This is a genomic window from Sporosarcina ureilytica, assembly GCF_001753205.1.
In the GTDB taxonomy this organism is placed as follows: Bacteria; Bacillota; Bacilli; order Bacillales_A; family Planococcaceae; genus Sporosarcina; species Sporosarcina ureilytica.
Genome location: NZ_CP017560.1, coordinates 2,777,456 through 2,796,799, shown reverse-complemented (window position 1 = coordinate 2,796,799; position 19,344 = coordinate 2,777,456). Strand labels below are relative to the sequence as shown.

General features: G+C 35.3%; 14 protein-coding genes and 1 pseudogene. 11 read left to right on the top strand and 4 right to left on the bottom strand.

What is annotated here, in order from left to right; all coding sequences use genetic code 11:
• The first annotated feature begins 105 nt into the window (after nt 1-105).
• From BI350_RS13795 to BI350_RS13775, 5 genes are read left to right on the top strand one after another with little or no spacing between them, the layout of a single operon-like run.
• Entirely contained in the window at nt 106-2,136 is a 2,031-nt protein-coding gene (locus BI350_RS13795; RefSeq protein WP_075528663.1) for a sulfatase-like hydrolase/transferase, read from the top strand.
• 34 nt (nt 2,137-2,170) lie between these two features.
• A complete protein-coding gene (gene aepX / locus BI350_RS13790; protein ID WP_075528662.1) occupies nt 2,171-3,766 on the top strand; it encodes a phosphoenolpyruvate mutase in 1,596 nt (531 codons plus the stop codon).
• Nucleotide 3,767: 1 nt separating this feature from the next.
• Nucleotides 3,768-4,907, top strand: a complete 1,140-nt coding sequence (aepY, locus tag BI350_RS13785; RefSeq protein WP_425423231.1) for a phosphonopyruvate decarboxylase — start codon at nt 3,768-3,770, stop codon at nt 4,905-4,907.
• Nucleotides 4,904-5,617, top strand: a complete 714-nt coding sequence (locus BI350_RS13780) for a phosphocholine cytidylyltransferase family protein (protein WP_075528661.1) — start codon at nt 4,904-4,906, stop codon at nt 5,615-5,617. The genes aepY and BI350_RS13780 overlap by 4 nt, the downstream gene beginning before the upstream one ends.
• Complete coding sequence (locus tag BI350_RS13775; RefSeq protein WP_075528660.1) at nt 5,614-6,729, top strand: phosphonoacetaldehyde reductase; 1,116 nt, start codon at nt 5,614-5,616, stop codon at nt 6,727-6,729. The genes BI350_RS13780 and BI350_RS13775 overlap by 4 nt, the downstream gene beginning before the upstream one ends.
• Before the next feature lie 754 nt (nt 6,730-7,483).
• Here the strand turns inward: BI350_RS13775 and istB are convergent.
• The 4 genes and pseudogenes from istB to BI350_RS13750 form a co-directional block, all read right to left on the bottom strand.
• Nucleotides 7,484-8,251: an IS21-like element helper ATPase IstB gene (gene istB / locus BI350_RS13770; protein ID WP_075528659.1), complete on the bottom strand. Its 768-nt coding sequence runs from the start codon at nt 8,249-8,251 to the stop codon at nt 7,484-7,486.
• Nucleotides 8,248-9,800, bottom strand: a pseudogene (gene istA / locus BI350_RS13765) (IS21 family transposase). Before istA ends, istB begins: the two are co-directional and overlap by 4 nt.
• 439 nt (nt 9,801-10,239) lie before the next feature.
• Nucleotides 10,240-11,193 (bottom strand): MFS transporter, encoded by a 954-nt coding sequence (locus tag BI350_RS13760; RefSeq protein WP_075528658.1) that lies wholly within the window; start codon nt 11,191-11,193, stop codon nt 10,240-10,242.
• A gap of 539 nt (nt 11,194-11,732) precedes the next feature.
• On the bottom strand, nt 11,733-13,736 hold the full coding sequence (locus BI350_RS13750; RefSeq protein ID WP_075528656.1) for a methyl-accepting chemotaxis protein: 2,004 nt from the start codon (nt 13,734-13,736) through the stop codon (nt 11,733-11,735).
• Between the two features lie 170 nt (nt 13,737-13,906).
• Between BI350_RS13750 and BI350_RS13745 the strand changes: the two genes are divergently transcribed.
• The 6 genes from BI350_RS13745 to hpf all read left to right on the top strand — a co-directional run bounded on the left by BI350_RS13745 (nt 13,907) and on the right by hpf (nt 19,181).
• Nucleotides 13,907-14,245: a flagellar protein FlaG gene (locus tag BI350_RS13745; protein WP_075528655.1), complete on the top strand. Its 339-nt coding sequence runs from the start codon at nt 13,907-13,909 to the stop codon at nt 14,243-14,245.
• A 14-nt stretch (nt 14,246-14,259) separates the two neighbouring features.
• Nucleotides 14,260-15,741: a flagellar hook-associated protein 2 gene (locus BI350_RS13740; protein WP_082295087.1), complete on the top strand. Its 1,482-nt coding sequence runs from the start codon at nt 14,260-14,262 to the stop codon at nt 15,739-15,741.
• Between the two features lie 47 nt (nt 15,742-15,788).
• The gene (gene fliS / locus BI350_RS13735) at nt 15,789-16,190 is read left to right on the top strand and encodes a flagellar export chaperone FliS (protein ID WP_075528654.1); all 402 of its coding nucleotides are present in this window, start codon (nt 15,789-15,791) and stop codon (nt 16,188-16,190) included.
• Nucleotides 16,187-16,540 (top strand): flagellar protein FliT, encoded by a 354-nt coding sequence (fliT, locus tag BI350_RS13730; RefSeq protein WP_082295086.1) that lies wholly within the window; start codon nt 16,187-16,189, stop codon nt 16,538-16,540. The genes fliS and fliT overlap by 4 nt, the downstream gene beginning before the upstream one ends.
• A 207-nt stretch (nt 16,541-16,747) precedes the next feature.
• Nucleotides 16,748-18,217, top strand: coding sequence for a methyl-accepting chemotaxis protein (locus BI350_RS13725; protein WP_075528653.1), 1,470 nt, complete (start codon nt 16,748-16,750; stop codon nt 18,215-18,217).
• 403 nt (nt 18,218-18,620) lie between these two features.
• Entirely contained in the window at nt 18,621-19,181 is a 561-nt protein-coding gene (gene hpf / locus BI350_RS13720) for a ribosome hibernation-promoting factor, HPF/YfiA family (protein WP_075528652.1), read from the top strand.
• Nucleotides 19,182-19,344 lie beyond the last annotated feature (163 nt).

Sequence of the window (19,344 nt, the reverse complement as noted above, 5' to 3'; positions counted from 1 at the left end):
TATCCTGGGATGACGGACGATGATGTTGTTGGGGATTTGTCTAGCGTATTAACCATTTAATAATCAATAGAGTTACTTTAAATTAATAAACCGGAGTTGCTAATAATGGAGTCTTTAAATTCAAAAATGGAGTATTATTCTTCGCTTGCACGAAAAATCGAACTAAATATAGAAGAAAACAACCTCGAGCAAGCCCGAGAAAAACTGGAAGAGTATTCAAGTGTAATTAATAATAGTGCAAAATATTGCTATAAAGCAATTTTATTGTTTCAAGCTAATGATGTGGAAGGTGCTATTCAAGAGTTGAAAGCAGGTGCAATAGAGCATCCATTTAACTTTAATATTTATTACAATTTAGGCTTTATGTACAATGCTATTCAAGAAGTAGAGCAATCTTTGAATAGTTTTTTCTACGCTATAAAATATGGTTTCACAGATGAAAATAAAGAACTAGCATTAAGTGCATTAGAAAATGTAATAAAAGAGAATCCGAAGGCAAATGTTACACATGAAAAAATGAATGAAATGAAGAAAGTCTTAGATCAAGAAGATGCAAGGGTTTATCCTATTGATAAGAATAGGGAGAGTTTAATTCGAAAACCGCAACACGTAGGTACAGAGCACGAGTATATGGTCAATATGTATAAAATATTGAATATTGCGGATGTAGATTTAAATACGAGAATGTTTTTTAAAAGTGAATTAATAAAAGGAAAAAAAAGTAGGAACTTAAGGAAATATCAAACTAAGGGTCCTGTTGTTATTCCAATTTCCAAATTAAAAATTTCTACTAATATTGAAATAAAGGTAAACGGAAAGAAGTTTGATTTTTCAAGAGATAAATTAAGGATTAATCAATTTCATTATATAAGAATTACTGAACCCGGAGAAATAGAAATCTCATCGGATTCTGAAATATTTATTGGTGATATTATTGAATTAGAACCCCAAGTGAAACCAGAAAAGTTAGTATTAAAAATATTTATAGATGGACTTTCCTATCAGTTTCTGGAGAAAAATGGTTTGAAGGAAATGATGCCTCACACACACAAATTCTTCAAGAAAGGATTTATGGCGAAAAATTGTTATACCGTTAGCGAATGGACATTACCAAGTAAAAGTAGTATCAATACTGGCGTCTATGCTACGAAACATAAAATACTGCAACCTGAACATTTATTTACTTTTAAAGAATCCCACAAGTTATTGGCTGAGTATTTTCAAGAACAAGGCTATTATTGTACGAATATCTCGCCAAACTGGAGAACAACTCCAACATTAGGATATAATAAAGGATTTAACAGAATGATTTATCAAAACTTTCTAGGAGGAATGGACAGTAAAGAGATTGTTATGGAGACGATTGAACATCTTATGTCGTTTAATAAAACAAATAACTTTCTCGCAATATCTCTACTAGATTTACATAATGTTCCTGATGAAATTGAAAATCACTTGTTTAGTCAAGTAAATACAGATATTAAAAATCGATTATATAAAAATAAGATTGGAACGACCTCGGTTCAGACTAAATTTGATGAAAGCAAAGTTGCTAAATACGCTGAGGAAATCAGAAGAGTAGATGGTATATTAAGTGTTTTATATAACTATATTTTAAAAAACTATGGTGAAGACGAATTTGTCGTTACTTTACATTCAGATCATGGACAAACATTTTTAGAAGAAGGGTTTAATTTATTAAGTGATAATCGACTAAAAGTACCGTTTATGATGCGTGGGAAAAATGTACCGACCATAGAAAGTGAAGAGCTAATTCAAACGGTCGATATTTTGCCGACGATTTTAAAAAGCTGTGGACTTGAATCTATTCAAGAGATAGATGGACGGATTCCAAAGGCTTTTGGAGAAAACGAAGAAAGAGAATTTACTTTTTCGCAAATTATTCATCCAAACCAGACATATAAAGTTCGTATTAATGAGGGAGATATAAGTTATTATTTTGAAACAAAGCATCTTGTTTTAGCTGATTTGTCAATTAATTTAGAGGGGTATCAATCTCGACTAGTTGAAAATCAAACAGAAATAGACATTACGCAGCAAAATAGTGATAAAAAGAAAAAATATGATGAATATGTATTTCAGCAAGTAAAAGATATGTTGAGATGGTCGAAATAAATGATAAGTTTTTTAATAAGAGGAGATATTTAGATTGAAAAAAACAACGCAATTAAAAAACATGATTCAATCAGATCAATTAGGTTTTCTGATGGAGGCTCACAATGGATTATCTGCAAAGATTGTTCAAAATACAGGTTTTAAAGGAATATGGGCGAGTGGATTATCTATTTCTGCTGCTTTAGGTGTACGTGATAATAATGAAGCATCTTGGACTCAAGTTTTAGAAGTCATCGAGTTTATGAGCGATGCAACTGATATACCTATTTTATTGGATGGAGATACCGGTTATGGTAACTTCAATAATATGCGACGTCTTGTAAGAAAATTGGAGCAACGCGGAATTGCAGGAGTTTGTATTGAGGATAAGTTGTTTCCGAAAACAAATTCATTTATAGATGGAGAAGCACAGCCCCTTGCAGATATGAATGAGTTTTGCGGGAAAATAAAGGCGGCGAAAGATGCACAGACGGATCCTGACTTTGTTGTAGTTGCACGTGTCGAAGCGTTTATTGCAGGTTGGGGATTAGAAGAAGCATTGCGGAGAGCAGAAGCATATAGACTAGCTGGTGCTGATGCAATCTTAATGCATAGTAAAAAATCGAATGCATTAGAAATTAAGGCATTTATGGAAGCTTGGGGAAATCGACACCCAGTTATTATTGTACCAACAAAGTATTATTCTACGCCAACAGAACAATTTCGTGAATGGGGCGTAAGCACAGTCATTTGGGCAAACCATAATGTAAGGTCTGCAATAACTGCAATGGAAAAAATATCAGAGAGAATTTTCGAAGATGAAAGTTTAGTGAATGTAGAAGGCACAGTTGCAAGTGTGAGTCACATCTTTGAATTACAAGGTGCAAGTGAATTAAAAGAAGCAGAAAAGAAATATTTGCCAACGTATGGACAGGAAATAAACGCAATTATTTTAGCTGCTTCAAGAGGAGCTAAGTTTGGTGAATTAACGAAAGAAATCCCTAAAGCGTTGTTGAAGGTAAATGGAAGTCCTATTTTACATACATTAGTAGATGAATTTAATCAAATGGGGATTAAAGATATTTCAGTAGTGCGTGGATACGGTAAAGAGTATATTAATTTAGAGAATATAAATGTCATCGATAATGATGAGTTCGACAAGACAAAGGAATTGTATTCATTATCTTTAGCATTAGAACAGATTCAAGGGGATACGGTTATTTCATTCGGGGATATTTTATTTAAGAAATATGTTCTAAATGAGTTATTAAATGCAGACGAGGATATCGTTTTAATTGTAGACAGTGATGTTGAAGAAAAAGAAGGATATATAGATTACGTTCAGACTGATCAGGCATATAATCGTAGGCAATTTAATCAAGTTGTTAATCTTGAGAAAATGTCTACAAATCTTGAAGATAATGAAGCTGTGGGCGAATTTATTGGTCTTTGGAAGGTAAATGAGAAGGGCGCAGAAATTGTTAGGAATGCAATTGATGAGTTAATGCAAAATTCTTCTTTTGAACAATTACGTCTAAGTGATTTATTTAATCATCTTGTTAAAGCTAATAAAGTATCAGTTAATTACATTCGTGGTTCATGGCTAGATGTAGATAACATGGTCGATTTGCAAAAAGCAGGTGAATTATAAATTGTTAGATATGCATGATTTAGGCAAAGAGCTGGATACACTTGGTTTTAATTTTTATAGTGGTGTACCTTGTTCTTTCTTAAAAAGTATGATTAATTATGCAATTAATAAAGAACAATTTGTTATGAGTGCCAATGAAGGAGATGCTGTTGCAATTTGTGCAGGAGCCCACTTAGGAGGAAAGAAAACAGTTTTCCTTTGTCAAAACTCTGGCATAACAAATGCAGTTTCTCCCCTAACTTCTTTAAATCAGATTTTTGAAATACCTGTTTTAGGCTTCGTAAGCTTGCGTGGTGAAGAAGGAATTTCTGACGAACCACAACACGAATTAATGGGAAAGATAACGAAAGAGTTATTAGACACTATGCAGATTGCGAATGAGCAATTATCATCAGATATTGATGAAGCGAAGCAACAATTAAAAAGAGCAGATGCTTTAATAGAACAGGGCGAATCCTTTTTCTTTATAGTGAAAAAGAAAACGTTAGGCCCTGTTCAATTAACATCAACAATTAAAGAGAACGAAACGCTACCTAAAACTATATGCAACAAGTCAGCCTTAGCATTTCCTAAGCGAATTGAAGCTTTAAGAGAAATTCAGAACACCTCAGATTCAGATACAATTCTTCTTGCGACAACAGGTGTGACTGGTAGAGAGTTGTATGAACTAGAAGATAAAAAAAATCAGTTGTACATGGTAGGATCGATGGGGTGTGTAAGTTCATTAGGTTTAGGATTAGCCTTAGCTCGTCCTGATAAAAAAGTGATAGCCATTGATGGAGATGGAGCATTTTTGATGCGCATGGGTGCGATAACGACGAATGCATACTACGCACCTAATAATTTTTATCATTTGCTATTGGATAATGGGATGCATGAATCTACAGGGGGACAAGCAACAGTTTCTTCAAATGTAGATTTCATAAAAATTGTTGAAGGCGCTCGCTACCCTCAAATAGTTAGGTTAAGTAATTTGAATGATTTACAAAAATCTCTTAAACAGTGGCATCGAAATCTTGGATTGACATTTGGTTATCTTAAAACAAGTCCAGGTGTAAAAGAAGATTTAGCACGCCCAAAAGTGAAGCCATTTGAAGTGAAGAATAGACTTATTAAATATATAAGCGGTGATAAAAATTGATAAAAAAAGCAGTGATTGTTGCAGCAGGTCTATCAAGTAGATTATACCCATTGACTTTAGACACGCCTAAAACTTTGTTGAAAGTAAATAATGAAGAAATCTTGTTAAGAAATATATCTTTATTAAAAGCACATGGCGTAGAAGAAGTTTTTATAGTTGTAGGGTATCGTAAAGAAAATATTATGAGTAAAGCAAAAGGTCAAGCAGAATTTATTTTCAATCCGTTTTATAAATATTGCAATAATATGGGGTCATTATGGTTTGCTAAAACCGCTGTTGGTCAAGAACCATTTTATTATTTACATGGCGATGTGATTTTTTCGGAAACATTATTGTCGAACTTCATCGAGAGTACAAAAGATGCTTCAACTGCAATGGATTTATCCGTTGATTTTAAAGAGACGAATGAAGAAGCGATGAAAGTATCTGTAACAGATCAACATTATTTAATTGAATCTAATAAGGAAATTACACCGAATAAAAGTGATGGAGAATGGATTGGCCTTGCAGCAATTCATAATCCGGAAGCTGTATTTACTTATATTGAAAATGCTTTAACCGGAGAGCATTATAATGATTATGATACATTTGCTTTTACAAATATGGCACAAGATGGATTAAAGATACTTTGCTATCCTACAAGTCAAGAACCATGGATAGAAGTTGATTTTCTTGAAGATTATGAGAGGGCGAAGGAGATGTTTCGTTGAATTTCAAATATTATAATCCCGTTAAAATTGACTTTGGTATTGGTTCATTAGAAAGGTTACCTTTATGGATTGGTGATCGGAAAGCGCTTTTAATTACTTCTAAAGGATTTCAAACACGTGGTTTCGTTAATTTAATAGTAGAGAAGAATCCATTGATTACCCAAATCATTAACGATATACAGCCAAATCCAACACTTAAACAATTGGAAGTTTTATATAAAGAACTTAATTTTGATTCGTTTGATGTAATTGTTGCGTTAGGAGGCGGAAGTGTAATCGATATTGCTAAGGCTCTTTCGATTTATAAAGAAAGTTCATATGTAGAGCCGTTTAAATTAATTCGAGAAATGTTAACGAATGGTCATCAGTCTAATGATATTCTATATAAACCGATTATTGCAATCCCCACAACAGCTGGGACAGGTAGTGAGGTAACGCCATGGGGAACAATTTGGGATGATGTCAACAAGAAGAAATATTCTATTCATACGGATCAACTATGGTGTGAAGTTGCTCTATGTGATCCAAACTTGACATTGACATTACCGATGGATTTAACAATACAAACGGGTTTAGATGCATTGTCGCATAGTCTTGAGTCCATATGGAATGTGAATTCTAGTCCCTTATCGTTAAGTTATGCAACTAGTGCAATACCTAAAATAATAGATATCTTACCAAAGCTAGTGAACAATTTAGATGATGTAAGTCTGCGGGCAGAAATGATGTTAGCCACTTTGCAAGCAGGTCTAGCATTTTCAAATACGCAAACGGCAATTGCCCATGCTATGTCTTATTATATGACGTTACATAAAGACATTCCGCATGGCATTGCAGCAAGTATAACACTTCCAGATATAGTAAAAGTCGCTTTATCAAACGATGAATTAAGACTATATTTACAAAATAGTCTAGGGCAAAACCCAGTAGGGAGTCTAGAAGAATTATTCGGAAAATTATATGTTAGCACGGATTATAACGAATATAATCTTTCAAAAAATGATTTTAGTTTAATAGAGAATTCGTTATCTCAAACGAGTCGTGCAGGTAATAGTTTGATAGATAGTGATAAGTTGTTTGAAATTGTTACGGGCAAGATTAAGAGCATATGACAAAACAGATTATGTCCAAAAGTATTGTCGTGACTGAGCGAACAAAACGTGTTTTTAACTCTAAGTAATTCCCCATGCATCTCATAATGCAAATGATGATAACTTTGAAGCGTTTAATGCAATGTTGGATGGTTTTGTTCGGGATATTTTAGAAAAAACTTATCTATAGGTCGCTGTTTTCTTATTGATTGAGAAATTTGGTAGTCGTTAATTACATATGGAAAATGTATTAGAGAAGGTAGACCGCCTTCATATTTCGAAAAACACCTTAAAAAGTTAACGTTGAGAAACGAACTTTTGGGGTGTTTTTTCTTTGGAGAAATAGTAAAAGGATAGGGGTCATTCAGTTTACTACATTATATAAACTAGGTGATTTATATCATTGATTGATGTTGATTACGGTACAATAGTCTTATAAAAGCGTGTGTTAATTCTCTAATACATTATTTAGATAACAGATGAAGATAGAAAGAGTGTGTGTCTATGAATGATTTTAAGGAAGATGTTTCTGTATTTTTAGGAAGGTTAACAAAAAAGGTGCGATATGTATTTCACAATTTTGAAATACTGCCAATCACACGATTAGTAAAGTATCGCTTTTTTTACATGAAAAGAAGCGTCAGTTAGGCGAGTATTTGGTAGATTGTAAAGAACTTCTTTCAAAAATATCAGATGCAGAGCATGAAGTTGATTGACTTCAAGATCAAATCGGGAAAGCTGTAACCGTCAAGTAGAATTGGACACATTATGCTAATTAACTTTGAACACTTTCGCTTTCAAACAAACTTACTCGATGTTTCATGCGATAACTATCGTTATATAAATTAATGACCTCAACGCGATGCAGTAGACGATCTAATATTGCAGTTGTGATACCTTCATCTCCCATTAATTCAGTCCATTGGTCTGGACTTTTATTCGAAGTTAAAATAATTGAACTACGTTCATAAAGATGATTAATTAAATGAAAAAACAAATTTGCTTCTCGCTGATCCATTGCCATGTACATTAAATCATCAATAATAACTAAATCTGACTTCCTGATTCGATTTAATTGTACTTGGGATTTTCGAATATACTCTTCTGTTTTGAGTAGGTTAACAAGTTCACCCATCGTAACGAACATAACTTGAAAACCTTTTTGGATTGCTTCTATCCCAATGCCAATTGAGATATGTGTTTTTCCCACCCCAGGTGGGCCTAATAGAATGATATTGTATTGTTCCTCTAGCCAATGCAACTCTTCTAGCTGCGTCAATTGGCGACTACTAAGCGATTCTTGTTCAGTCAAATCAAATTCCTTCAACGTTTTAATATAGGGGAATTTCGCCCAGTTCATTCGCCTCTCAATACTCTTTTCTTCACGTTTCTTTAACTCATAACTTACAATTTCTTGAATGAATTCCCGATATGTCCAGGAGGCCTGTTCGGCCTGCCTGAGAATTGTCGGAAGCTCAGTTGCTGTTTCGGATAGACGAAGTTGCTTAAACTGATCTTGGAGTGTTCTTATCGTCTCACTCATAAAGAAACACCTCCTAATATAGCGGTATAGGTACTGATTGGTCGCGTCTCCACTTCAATATTCACATGATTTTTACGCTTGTACTTTTTAATAGGACCTTCACTAGAATGCTGTAGATTTAAACTCAAAAACTTAGACACATCTCTAAAATCATTTGCACTTATCAGCTTCTCCCTAACACATTTCAGAAGCGCTTCATCAATTACAGTAGAGTAATCTATAGTTGCTTTTTGCAGGGTAGTTAGTTGATCCCTGCGATACCTTGGATAAAGATTTAGGAGTTGTCCTATGTAAACTGATGCAAGTTCTGTGTCTTGAAACTGTCGGACAACAGTTTCTTTAAATGCTTCGATTCCTTTAGAACGGTCTCTTTGGTGATTTCTATTTTTGATTAATTGGCCTTTACCGATAGATAATTCGTGTCTGGCTAGGACTTCACTAGCGTTATCTGTCCTAATTACCAGAGTGTTTTTATCATCTTTTTCTTCTTGAATATCAATTACAACGGTATTCAGACACCTTTAGGTCTGTAGGTGCCGATTGGGACAGAATAACGATTTGACTTATAAGTGATTGTATTGTCCTTATTTACAACTCTTGTTATACTAGGTTTATGGATACTCTCTTTCGAGAGTAGGTAAGAGACTGGTTGTAAGTGTTGCTTTTCTAGGAGAAACACTTCTTCCGGTCTTTTTTTAATTGTCTGATGGACATTGTGATTTCCAGTTCTTTTCAACCAAGCCAGGCAACGCTCATTCCAATTATCAATATTTGTGAATATACGACTATCCGCGAAATTGTACTTTACATATTTAACGACGTTTTCTATTTTTCCTTTTGACTCGGGATCAGACTTTCTACAAAGATACATACGAAAGCCACGTTGCTCTTTATAAGCCTGGAATTCTCCAGTTAAAATAATATCCCCTGCATTCTCACTTACAGTTATTAAGTGATCCTGGTCATAAACGATTTCCTCTGGCATTCCACCATAATATTGAAAAGCATTTTCATGACATCGAATTGTATCCCTCGTTGTAAAAGGGCGGTCTTGCCATTCGATATATTTGTAGCGGGAGTGTGATAAAACAAAGGAAATAAAATGAAGCTTTTTCTCTTTTTTATCTTCAGTTTTTTGTTTTGTTTCTCCCCAATCCACTTGCATTTGCTTACCCATTGGTTGTTCTTCAACGGCCTCGTATTGTCGCACTTTTTTCGTCTTGGCTATTTGGTATTCTTCACGAACTTCGTTAACATAAAGCCTCGTCGTACTATCAGCGACTTCAAGATCAGGAAACCTCTCTAATAACCAATCTTTGATTTGAGCAGCGCTCAAATGTGGGTATTCTCGCAACCATGCTATAATCCATTCTTTATATGGATCAAGTTTTTTCTTCCTTGTACTCAATGAATTAGCCCATTCAGTTGCCTCTTCAAAGGACATATCTAAATATTTATATACAGTTGTTCGAGAGATTTTTAATTGCCTGGAAATCTCTAGTATTGAAAACTTTTGTGCAGCCATTTGTTGAATTTCAACATATAACATTAATTTTTTCACCTTTCGATCCCCCTCATCCATACTAAAAATTATAGATTACTAGGGTTATTTTGTATCGAAAAGTGTCCAATCTTGTTTGGCGATAACTGTCTATTCTAGTTTAGCGTTTACAAAAGCTTATCAAAAACAGACAGAAGACCTTTTACGACACAACCGGTTGCTTTTTTTATCAAATGATAAAGATGCTAGAATTATTGCACGTAATGTTGGAATGCCGATTGCTGAAATATGAAGCAGTTGAATTATGAAGGATGTATATTTTGCTTGAAGAAAATGTTTGCAGTAATGAATAGTTTATTTGAAATAAGTATAGCATCCAATCCCACCCTCCTTTAATTAGGTATGGGTGGGATTTTAGAGAAATTCGTCAACTATTGTATTAGTATCATTCATAAAAAAACGCAATAACCAAAGGCTTTGTTTCTATTTATTTAGACATGTATTTCTTCAATTCAAAAATACCAAAGTTGAACTCATGGTCACTTGAAATAATTATGTCTACTAACTCTGAGTTTTTGACGTTAACCTTAAACTCCTCTACTTGATGGATATCTGTGAATGTTTTTTCAAAGATTATTTTTTCTTGTTCCATTTCCCGACCGGTTTTAATTTGAACGCTTAGTGGGTTGTTTTTATCCACCTGCATAGACTCCACAAAAGCCCCAATAAACAATATTTCATCCACTTTCTTATGTAAATTCAAACTAACCAAAGTCCAATAACCAGGTTCTTCTGAGTTAGGTTTTGTTCCAGATGTAACTATCATATAATCATCGTATTCTGTACCATTGATATCTTCTTTTATTTTTTTATTGAAAATCTTACTATGGTTAGTATCAATCGTTGCATCTGAATGATTCGCGTAAAAACCGCTTTCACGTTTTACATATTCAACCTTTTCTGATTTGAACAAGTGAAAGTCGTCAATCCCCACAAGTGCAATATAGATTGATAATCCAATGTACAGGGGAAGTCGAAAAGCTAGAATAGCTAAATTGGAGCCAATCCATATCTTTCCGATTGTTTTAACAACGCCGGGTTGGATACGTTTTTTCCAAACTCTGTAAAATATGAAGAACAAGATAGCTAGACCAGCTATAAAGAATACAGATTTTTGGGGTGATTTATCCCATACGCCAATCCAATGATCTAATTCCGCAAAATAAAACCAAAATTTTAATGGTAGCAGACCTTCTAAAAAGAAGTATACAAAAAGATCTACAGCAACCCAAAGGGCAAAAAATAAGGTAAGCACAAAGGAAACAATTCCAATGCCCAATAAAACCAAAATGACATAAACAAGCCCTCTGCTAGCAGTCTCTATTTCACCGACACCATATACCATCGTTGGCTTTCCATTTTGGTCAAAACCATAATTCATATAAATCCTCCTAGCTATCAACCTAAACAATTTTAACCATAGTCATTAGTATGCATCCTTATCATATCTTCCTATTTATGGAATTGTCAATTCAACCCTTGTTCCTTATAACACACAGAGATGGGCATCTGCTATTTATTTTCAGGGAAACTATTATGGTTATAGATGAAAGAGCCAAAGCAGTTAATCTACTCGGAATGTGAATAGACTTCATTGCCTAGGCTCTCTAAAATACTCCGAAATCTGTACAACCCTCACATTTCGCGTATTCAACTCATGATAAATGCCACGACTATCAGTAAACGAAATATATCGGTCACGTTCACTTTGTATTAGTACCTCTGCTTTCTCTTGAGACTCTATGTGAATAAACCGTCGAATATAATGTTCTTCATCGAAAAAGTAAGTCACTTTAAATTCTTTCATGCCAACCAACTCCTTATATTGTATTGACAGTATTCCTTATTTAACGACATTTAAAACGGTGACTACACGTGAAAAATCCCGCCTACAATTTTTAGGCGGGATTAAAAATATTATTAAACTGTAAATCGATTCACGGCATTCGTCAGTTCTTCACTTAATTCAGTAAGCTGTTCAGCAGCATCTGTTACCGATTGAATCGCACGCAATTGCTCGTCAGTTGAAGCACTTACTTCTTCACAAGCCGCGGCTGTTTCCTGGGATGTTGCCGCCATTGTTTGAATTGTTTCCGCTACATCGTCTTTTAAAGCATCGACGCGTGTGATTTCATTCGCAACTGAATCAATCGCACTTTGCATATCGGACATTAATCCCGAAATTTCGCTGAAAGTCATTTCTGTTTCATTGACGACAGCTCCTTGGCTTTGGAAATTTTCACGTGTGTTTTCAAGTTGTGCTGAGACAAGTTGAGATTCTTCTTGAAGTTCACGCACTGTTACTTGTACTTCGTCGGTTGCTCTTGCGGATTGTTCAGCAAGCTTTCGTACTTCTTCTGCAACGACTGCGAAACCTTTTCCATGTTCGCCGGCACGGGCGGCTTCAATACTCGCGTTGAGTGCAAGTAGATTGGTCTGAGATGAAATCTGGGTAATCGTGTTCATAACATTCCCGATAGCACCCACTTTTTCTTCCAATGCGCCAATCACTTCTGCCATTGCCTGAAGAGTCGTTTCAAATTCGGAAAATGACGAATTCAGTTCGTTCATTTGTGCCTGTCCATTCACGTTCATTGTATCAGCCTTAATGGCAATTTCAGTCATCGCTGCTGCTTTACCAGTAATATCGTTAATTTGTGTACTCAGGGAATTGGAATAATCAGATGCAGTTTCAGCATCTTCAGCTGATCTTGACGCCCCGTAAGCAATTTCATTCACAGCATAAGCTACTTCTTGACTGGAAGCACTAGTTTCCTCAGAAACTGCGCTTAAACTTTCAGAACTAGCCCGAACGTTAAGTGCTGAATCATTCACAACGCGAATAATATCATTCATATTTTCAATCATTATATTAAAATTCGTGGATAATTGTCCGAATTCATCATTTGCCAGAATATTTGACCTGACAGTTAAATCACCGTTTGAAACATCGTCCATTAAAGTATTTAGCTGTGCAAGCGGACGAATGGAACGACTAATTAAGAAATATAAAGCAATACAAAATAGAACTAATGTGATGATAGCTATAATTGTCATCATGATTTGTGTTTCAGTCGCTACTTGATTTATGTTTTTAATATCATAAACTGTAGCAACTTTCCAATTGTAGTTCGGGATTGTTGTATAAACAAGAACACGTTCGACTTGATCTTCATTGAAATAAATCACGCCATTATCTTCAGTTGAATTATACATTTCTTCAATATAAGGTCTATTGATTAATGATTCGCCGCGCATTTCCGGGTGTACAATTGCAACTCCGTCTTGGTCTAACATGATCGCATGTCCATCATAGCCAATCTGCCTTTTTTCAAATTCACCGGTTAACGCAGATAGTTGAATGTCCAGCCCAATAATCCCGTTCGTTTGACTGCTTTCACGTACTGCTTTTGAGGCAGTTACAACCATTTCACCGGTCGCAGCATCAACATATGGAGCGGACCATTGAACAGTGTCGGGAGAGTTTTCAGCTTTAATAAACCAATCGCGGTCACGAGCATCGAAATCTCCTAGGTCAACGTAAGGTCTAATAATTACTTTTCCGTCCATCTGTGAGTGATACACAGATGATGCATCCTTAAATAAATCGATAAATGCAGTAAATTCATTTTCTAATGTAACAAGTAGTCTTGCGGCTTCCTTATTGTCAACATCCCCGCCTTCTTCTTGAAAATCACGCACAATCGATGTCGTTGACAGTTGATAAATTCCTTTATTAAATTGCTCAAGAAAGTTTGAAGTTGAATGACTCATTTCTTCTATAAGAACAGAACTTTGTGCTATGACACTATCCTCTGTTTTGGTTTTTACCTGTAATCCACTCATGAAAGTCATAACCCCTACGCCTAACAGGAATAGTGTAATTACCGTAAAGATAATTTTCGTTTTAATTGATTTAAACATTTCTTGCCCCACCTATCTTCCTATAAAATAACTACTATGTAGTACTTCGGCCTATTTAATCAAATGTTTATAAAGTTCACAAAGATTTCATTTATAATTACATTAAACATTTAGGTGGGTTTGCCGATATAAAGAATAATAATGCGTACCGAATGTTGGGGAGGTTGGGTATGTTGGTGAATCGAATGGAAGGTACTCAGACTGCAATACAAATTGAGAATCTAGTGAAGGTTCAATCCGAAAAAATAGATGTAGATGAAAATAAAACGAATGATTTAGAGTTATCTATACCAAATGCAAAAACAATGACCGAAAGTATCAATAAGTTTTTAACGAGTACAGATTCTCATTTAAAGTTTGAACTTCATGAGGAATTGAATGAGTACTATGTGACGATTGTGAATACAGAAACCGATGAAGTTATAAAAGAAATTCCAGCTAAGAAATTAATGGATATTCATGCGGCAATGAAAGAATTTCTCAGTGTGTTCATAGACAGAAAGATTTAAGAAAGGCGTGAAAAATGATGCGAATAAGCGGATTAGCATCAGGAATTGATACAGAATCGATTATTAACGATATGATGAGGGCGCATCGTTTTCCCCTCAATAAAATTACACAGAAAAAACAATTTGTAGAATGGCAAGTAGATGATTATAGAAGTGTAAATAAAGACGTTCGCTCTATGTGGGACAATCTGTTTAAAATGACGCAATCAAGTACCTATATGGCGAAAACGGTAAATGTTTCGAATGAAAATGCGGTGGGGATACGTGCCTTAAGTGCTTCATCGGAGTTTTCAGGAACGATTGAAGTCGAACGGCTTGCTAAAGCGGCTACTTGGCAAACGGAAGCTGCAAATAAGGACTTAAAAGAAAAGTCAAATTTTCGAGAACTAATTGAAAGCGATACAATAGCCATCAAAACGCCAGACGGTGAAACGAAAGTGTTTGAAATTGGTGAGCAAGAATCAATTAAATCAGTCGTTGATAGACTTAATAAAGACTCAAATGTGAACGTTTTTTTTGATGAACGTAGCGGAAGACTTGGGATGACTGCTAAAAACACAGGTGCAGGGGAAATTGAAGTTTTTATTCCCGCAGACCCAGAGAAGCCAGGAGAACCTGGTGATCCGGATAACACATGGGTCGAAAAATCGGGAGGTCAACCAGGTCAAGATGCAAAGTTTACGTTAAATGGAATGGATAACATGGAACGTTCTTCCAACACATTCGAGATTAACGGCTTTGAAATTACGTTAAAAGAAGTAACGAATTCCCCCGTAACATTTAACTCAGCAGCAGATGTTGATAAGGTATTCGATACCGTGAAAAAGTTTGTCGATGATTATAACGACTTAATTAAAAATTTAAACTCAAAAGTGAGAGAAACGAGGTATCGTGACTATCATCCTCTTTCTACGGAAGAAAAAGCAGACATGAAAGAAAAAGAAATTGAGTTATGGGAAGAAAAAGCGAAGAGTGGTACCCTTCGAAATGACTCAATTATTCAAAGTATGCTGCAAAATATGCGGCTAGCGTTAAGTAGTAGCGTCAAGGAACCCAAAGATAGCAAAAGTGGAATCATATTGGCTGACATCGGAATTACGACGTCTAACGACCATTTAGCAAATGGAATGCTTGAAATAGATGAAAAGAAACTTCGTGAGGTTATTTCAACAGATCCCAATAAAGTTTATGAATTATTAGGTAGGTCCGGGTCAGATACGAATGATCCAGGACTTATTCATAGTGTTCGTACAGCGTTGAAAAAAGGGAATGATGCAATTTCAAATCGAGCGGGAAGTTCTGGTGCAGCTAATGAAAGCTTTCCTATAGGTCGTAATATTAAACAGATGGATGAGCAAATTGAACGTTTCGAAAATCGTCTAAAAAAAATGGAAGAGCGTTATTATAAGCAGTTTACAGCTATGGAACAAGCTATGCAACGCGCCAATTCGCAAGCAGAACAGTTAATGAATGCTCTTGGCGGTCTGATGATGTAATTAAGGCAGACAAGGAATTATACGATAAAGAAAAAAGGAGAAATGTAATGGCTATTCACAACCCATATGCAGCATATCGGAATAACTCGGTGAACACTTCAACGCCAGGAGAATTAACGTTAATGCTTTACAATGGCTGTTTGAAATTTATTGAACAAGCAAAACGAGCGCTAGAAAACGGAAATATTGAAGAGAAGAATACGGCTATTCAAAAGGCACAAGCCATTATTTCAGAATTGATGGTGACGTTAGATACATCCGTGCCAGTCGCTGAAAATATGATGATTCTTTATGAATTTGCAAATAGTAGATTGATTGACGGAAATATTGCAAATGACGCTGCTTTATTAGAAGAAGCGGCGGGAATTATTAAAGAATTCCGTGATACATGGAAAGAAGTCATCCAAATTAACCGCCAAAAACAGTATGCCAATGTGGACGAAATATGATTAGAAAAGCGCTCATTGATTGGCAGAGAGCAACAGATAGTCTTTTAAGCGTTTCAGAAAATGTCGGTGACGAGAAGCGTGATGAAGCAATTGAAAGAATCGAGAAACTTTTAGACGTTCGCGACCAGCTTCAACCTGAAATAAAGGCGCCTTTTACAAAAGAGGAAGAAGTTTTAGGTAAAGAGCTTACTAAGTTAGAAGCTAAGTTACAAACGCAGTTAGCTATCTTTACAAAAGGAATTCGCAAAGATATTTCTGTCGCCCAATCGAAGAAGACGAATATGAAAAATTACGTGAATCCCTATGGAAATATGGCCCAAGACGGCGCCTATTATGATACAAAGCAATAACTACTTACCCAAAGAGAATGAGACTCTTTGGGTTTTTTTGTTGAAAACTACCATGAACTACCAATCGTTTTTAACAAGTCTATTTTCCAACGTACTCTAAGAATGAAACGTATAGGTGTTTAGGTCCATATGAATGACCGTTCATTAATGATACGTTATAGATAGCGGCTACTTGTATTGGAATTGATTGACAGGGAGGTATTTGTAATGAATATTGAACAATTAAAATGGGATGATTGGATACGGAAAAACAGAATTTTCATGTCTGGGTTTGCACTTGCCGCGGGGTTAGGATTACTTGCACAGCTTATTCAACGCTCTTCAATAATTATTATTTTATCTGTTGCCATTCCATTCGCGCTCGCACTTATTGCCTATTCTATAAGCACCAAGATGATTGTTGTTGCTCGCATTCTTCCTTACCTATTACTGACTTTGAATTTTGTGATTGCATTAAGTGTCATTTTCCTATCCGAAGCAAACCTCGGAACGATAGGAATTATTATCCTTTTACTAGTTCTAGGTGCTATCCACGGTCAAATGAAAATAATGGCTTTTGGTTTTATTTTAAGTTTTATTGCATTATATATAAACAATTCAATGTTTGTTGATCCTGAACTTGTTATAGCTAGTGGTAGAAATTTGCTCATTTTGCATGTACTGGGTGGAATCGTTCTATTACTTCTTGTTCGTCAAAATGGACAAATGTTTGAACATATAGAAGAACTCGTTGAAGAGACTTCCAGGAAAGCAATGGAAGAGGAAGCACTTGCCATAAAATTGGACAGCGCAGTCGTTACGATCACTTCAAATTTAGAGCGAATTCGCACCAACACAAATACTGCTCATCAATCACAGTTGGAGATGCTCGGAGCGATTGATGAAGTAAGTGCCGGTAGTCAACAACAGGCAGATTATATTAGTGGGATTGCGGAAAACATTGAGGATACCGATTTGATTATGGATGAAGTCGCTGCTGGGATAGAACGAGTGATTCAGCAAGCCAATCAAGCTGGAGAAATGGCCAATGAAGGAACGACAAAGGTAACACAATTAGAAGAAAGCTTTACAGCGTTTACCGTTTTCTTTAAGGAATTAATTGCAACGTTTAACCATCTTACCCAGAAGATTGATGAAACGAATAGTTTTACGACTGCGATAAAAGAGATAACTGAACAAACAAATTTACTATCTCTAAATGCTTCGATTGAAGCGGCACGGGCAGGAGAACACGGCAGAGGTTTTGCAATTGTGGCAGATGAAATTAGGAAACTTTCGAGTCTTACTGCAGAAACTTTATCAAAGATTGAAGGGAACCTATCAGAAGTAAATGAATCCAATGCTTTTATGGTGCGCCAACTAAACGACGGTGGAAAGCGAGTGGCGAGTCAATCTGAAATTGTAAGTCAATCGACGAATTCGTTTACACAATTGTTTACAATGATGTCCGGATTAACAATTGAGTTATCTGATTTTGTGACTAAATTCGAAGGTGCGAATGAAAACAGTCGTGATATTCAAAATCGGACATCAGAGTTCGCTTCAATTATCCAACAAAGTACTGCGACAATTGAAGAATTGAATGCAACACTAACAGAATTAACTAAAGAACAAGAACAAATTGCGCATTATATTCACGAAACTTATGAGGAAGCAGTTCAGCTTCGGAATGAGTGAATAAAAGTAATTAAATTCCCAACACCCGAAATGTAAAATGAAAATGCTGGAATTCATAATTATAGTGAGTTTTTGCATACTAAACGAACATGATTTATTCAACCGCTGAATACAATAGAAAAGTTGTGACAACTTTAACAAGGATAAATTTCAAAACACGAAATTTGTCGAAACTTCGCACTAAATGATTGGGAACTATGGTATAATACAGGTAATGAAAGGATGTCCTTCACTTTCATCAGACGTCTTGATTAAGAAGAATCCTATTCATTTTAGAAAGACTGTCAAGAATACTTCTTTTAATTTCGACAAAATGGTAAAAGTTTTTTAAAGGTTTTAGAAGGACTTTTTGGGGAACACATAGAAGTATACTATTGAGAGTTATTTTAAAGGAGGAGTTTTTATGCTAGACTTTAACATCCGTGGCGAGAACATAGAGGTGACTCCAGCAATTCGTGACCATGTGGAGAGCAAAGTAAGTAAACTTGAGAGATACTTTACAGATGGTTCGAATGCAACAGCTAATGTCAATTTAAAAGTATATAATGATAAACAGACGAAAGTTGAAATAACAATTCCTATGAAGAACTTAACGCTTCGAGCGGAAGAACGTCATGACGATATGTATGCGGCAGTTGATTTAATTGTAGATAAATTAGAACGTCAAATCCGTAAATACAAAACGAGAGTGAATCGTAAATTCCGTGAACGTGAAGGCGTTGCAGCATTTTTTGCATCTGTCAGTAAAAATGCAGAATCACCGCAAGAGCAAGAAAACGAAGAAGAATTTTCAGTCGTTCGAACAAAGCGCTTTGATTTAAAACCAATGGACGAAGAAGAAGCAATTCTTCAAATGAATATGCTAGGTCATAACTTCTTCGTTTATACAGACGCTGATTCAGAAGATACAAACATTGTTTATAAACGAAGAGACGGTAAGTACGGTTTAATTGAAACGAATTGATTGTATAAAGGGATTCTCCGTGTGTGAGACTACACGGAGAATCTTTTTTTCGTTTAAAGATGATTACTAAAGAGATTGTTTTTCGATTGTACAATTTAATATTTTACAAATAGCTATAAAAGAAAAAAAGGTGCTATACTGCACTTTTATCTAGTTTGTTTAT

Bases quoted from the DNA above. Each gene is read 5' to 3' on its own strand.
- BI350_RS13795 (WP_075528663.1), top strand. From the start codon at position 106: ATGGAGTCTTTAAATTCAAAAATGGAGTATTATTCTTCGCTTGCACGA.
- istB (WP_075528659.1), bottom strand. From the start codon at position 8,251: ATGAGTGAGACGATAAGAACACTCCAAGATCAGTTTAAGCAACTTCGT.
- BI350_RS13760 (WP_075528658.1), bottom strand. From the start codon at position 11,193: ATGAATTATGGTTTTGACCAAAATGGAAAGCCAACGATGGTATATGGT.
- BI350_RS13750 (WP_075528656.1), bottom strand. From the start codon at position 13,736: ATGTTTAAATCAATTAAAACGAAAATTATCTTTACGGTAATTACACTA.
- BI350_RS13745 (WP_075528655.1), top strand. From the start codon at position 13,907: ATGTTGGTGAATCGAATGGAAGGTACTCAGACTGCAATACAAATTGAG.
- BI350_RS13740 (WP_082295087.1), top strand. From the start codon at position 14,260: ATGATGCGAATAAGCGGATTAGCATCAGGAATTGATACAGAATCGATT.
- fliS (WP_075528654.1), top strand. From the start codon at position 15,789: ATGGCTATTCACAACCCATATGCAGCATATCGGAATAACTCGGTGAAC.
- fliT (WP_082295086.1), top strand. From the start codon at position 16,187: ATGATTAGAAAAGCGCTCATTGATTGGCAGAGAGCAACAGATAGTCTT.
- BI350_RS13725 (WP_075528653.1), top strand. From the start codon at position 16,748: ATGAATATTGAACAATTAAAATGGGATGATTGGATACGGAAAAACAGA.
- hpf (WP_075528652.1), top strand. From the start codon at position 18,621: ATGCTAGACTTTAACATCCGTGGCGAGAACATAGAGGTGACTCCAGCA.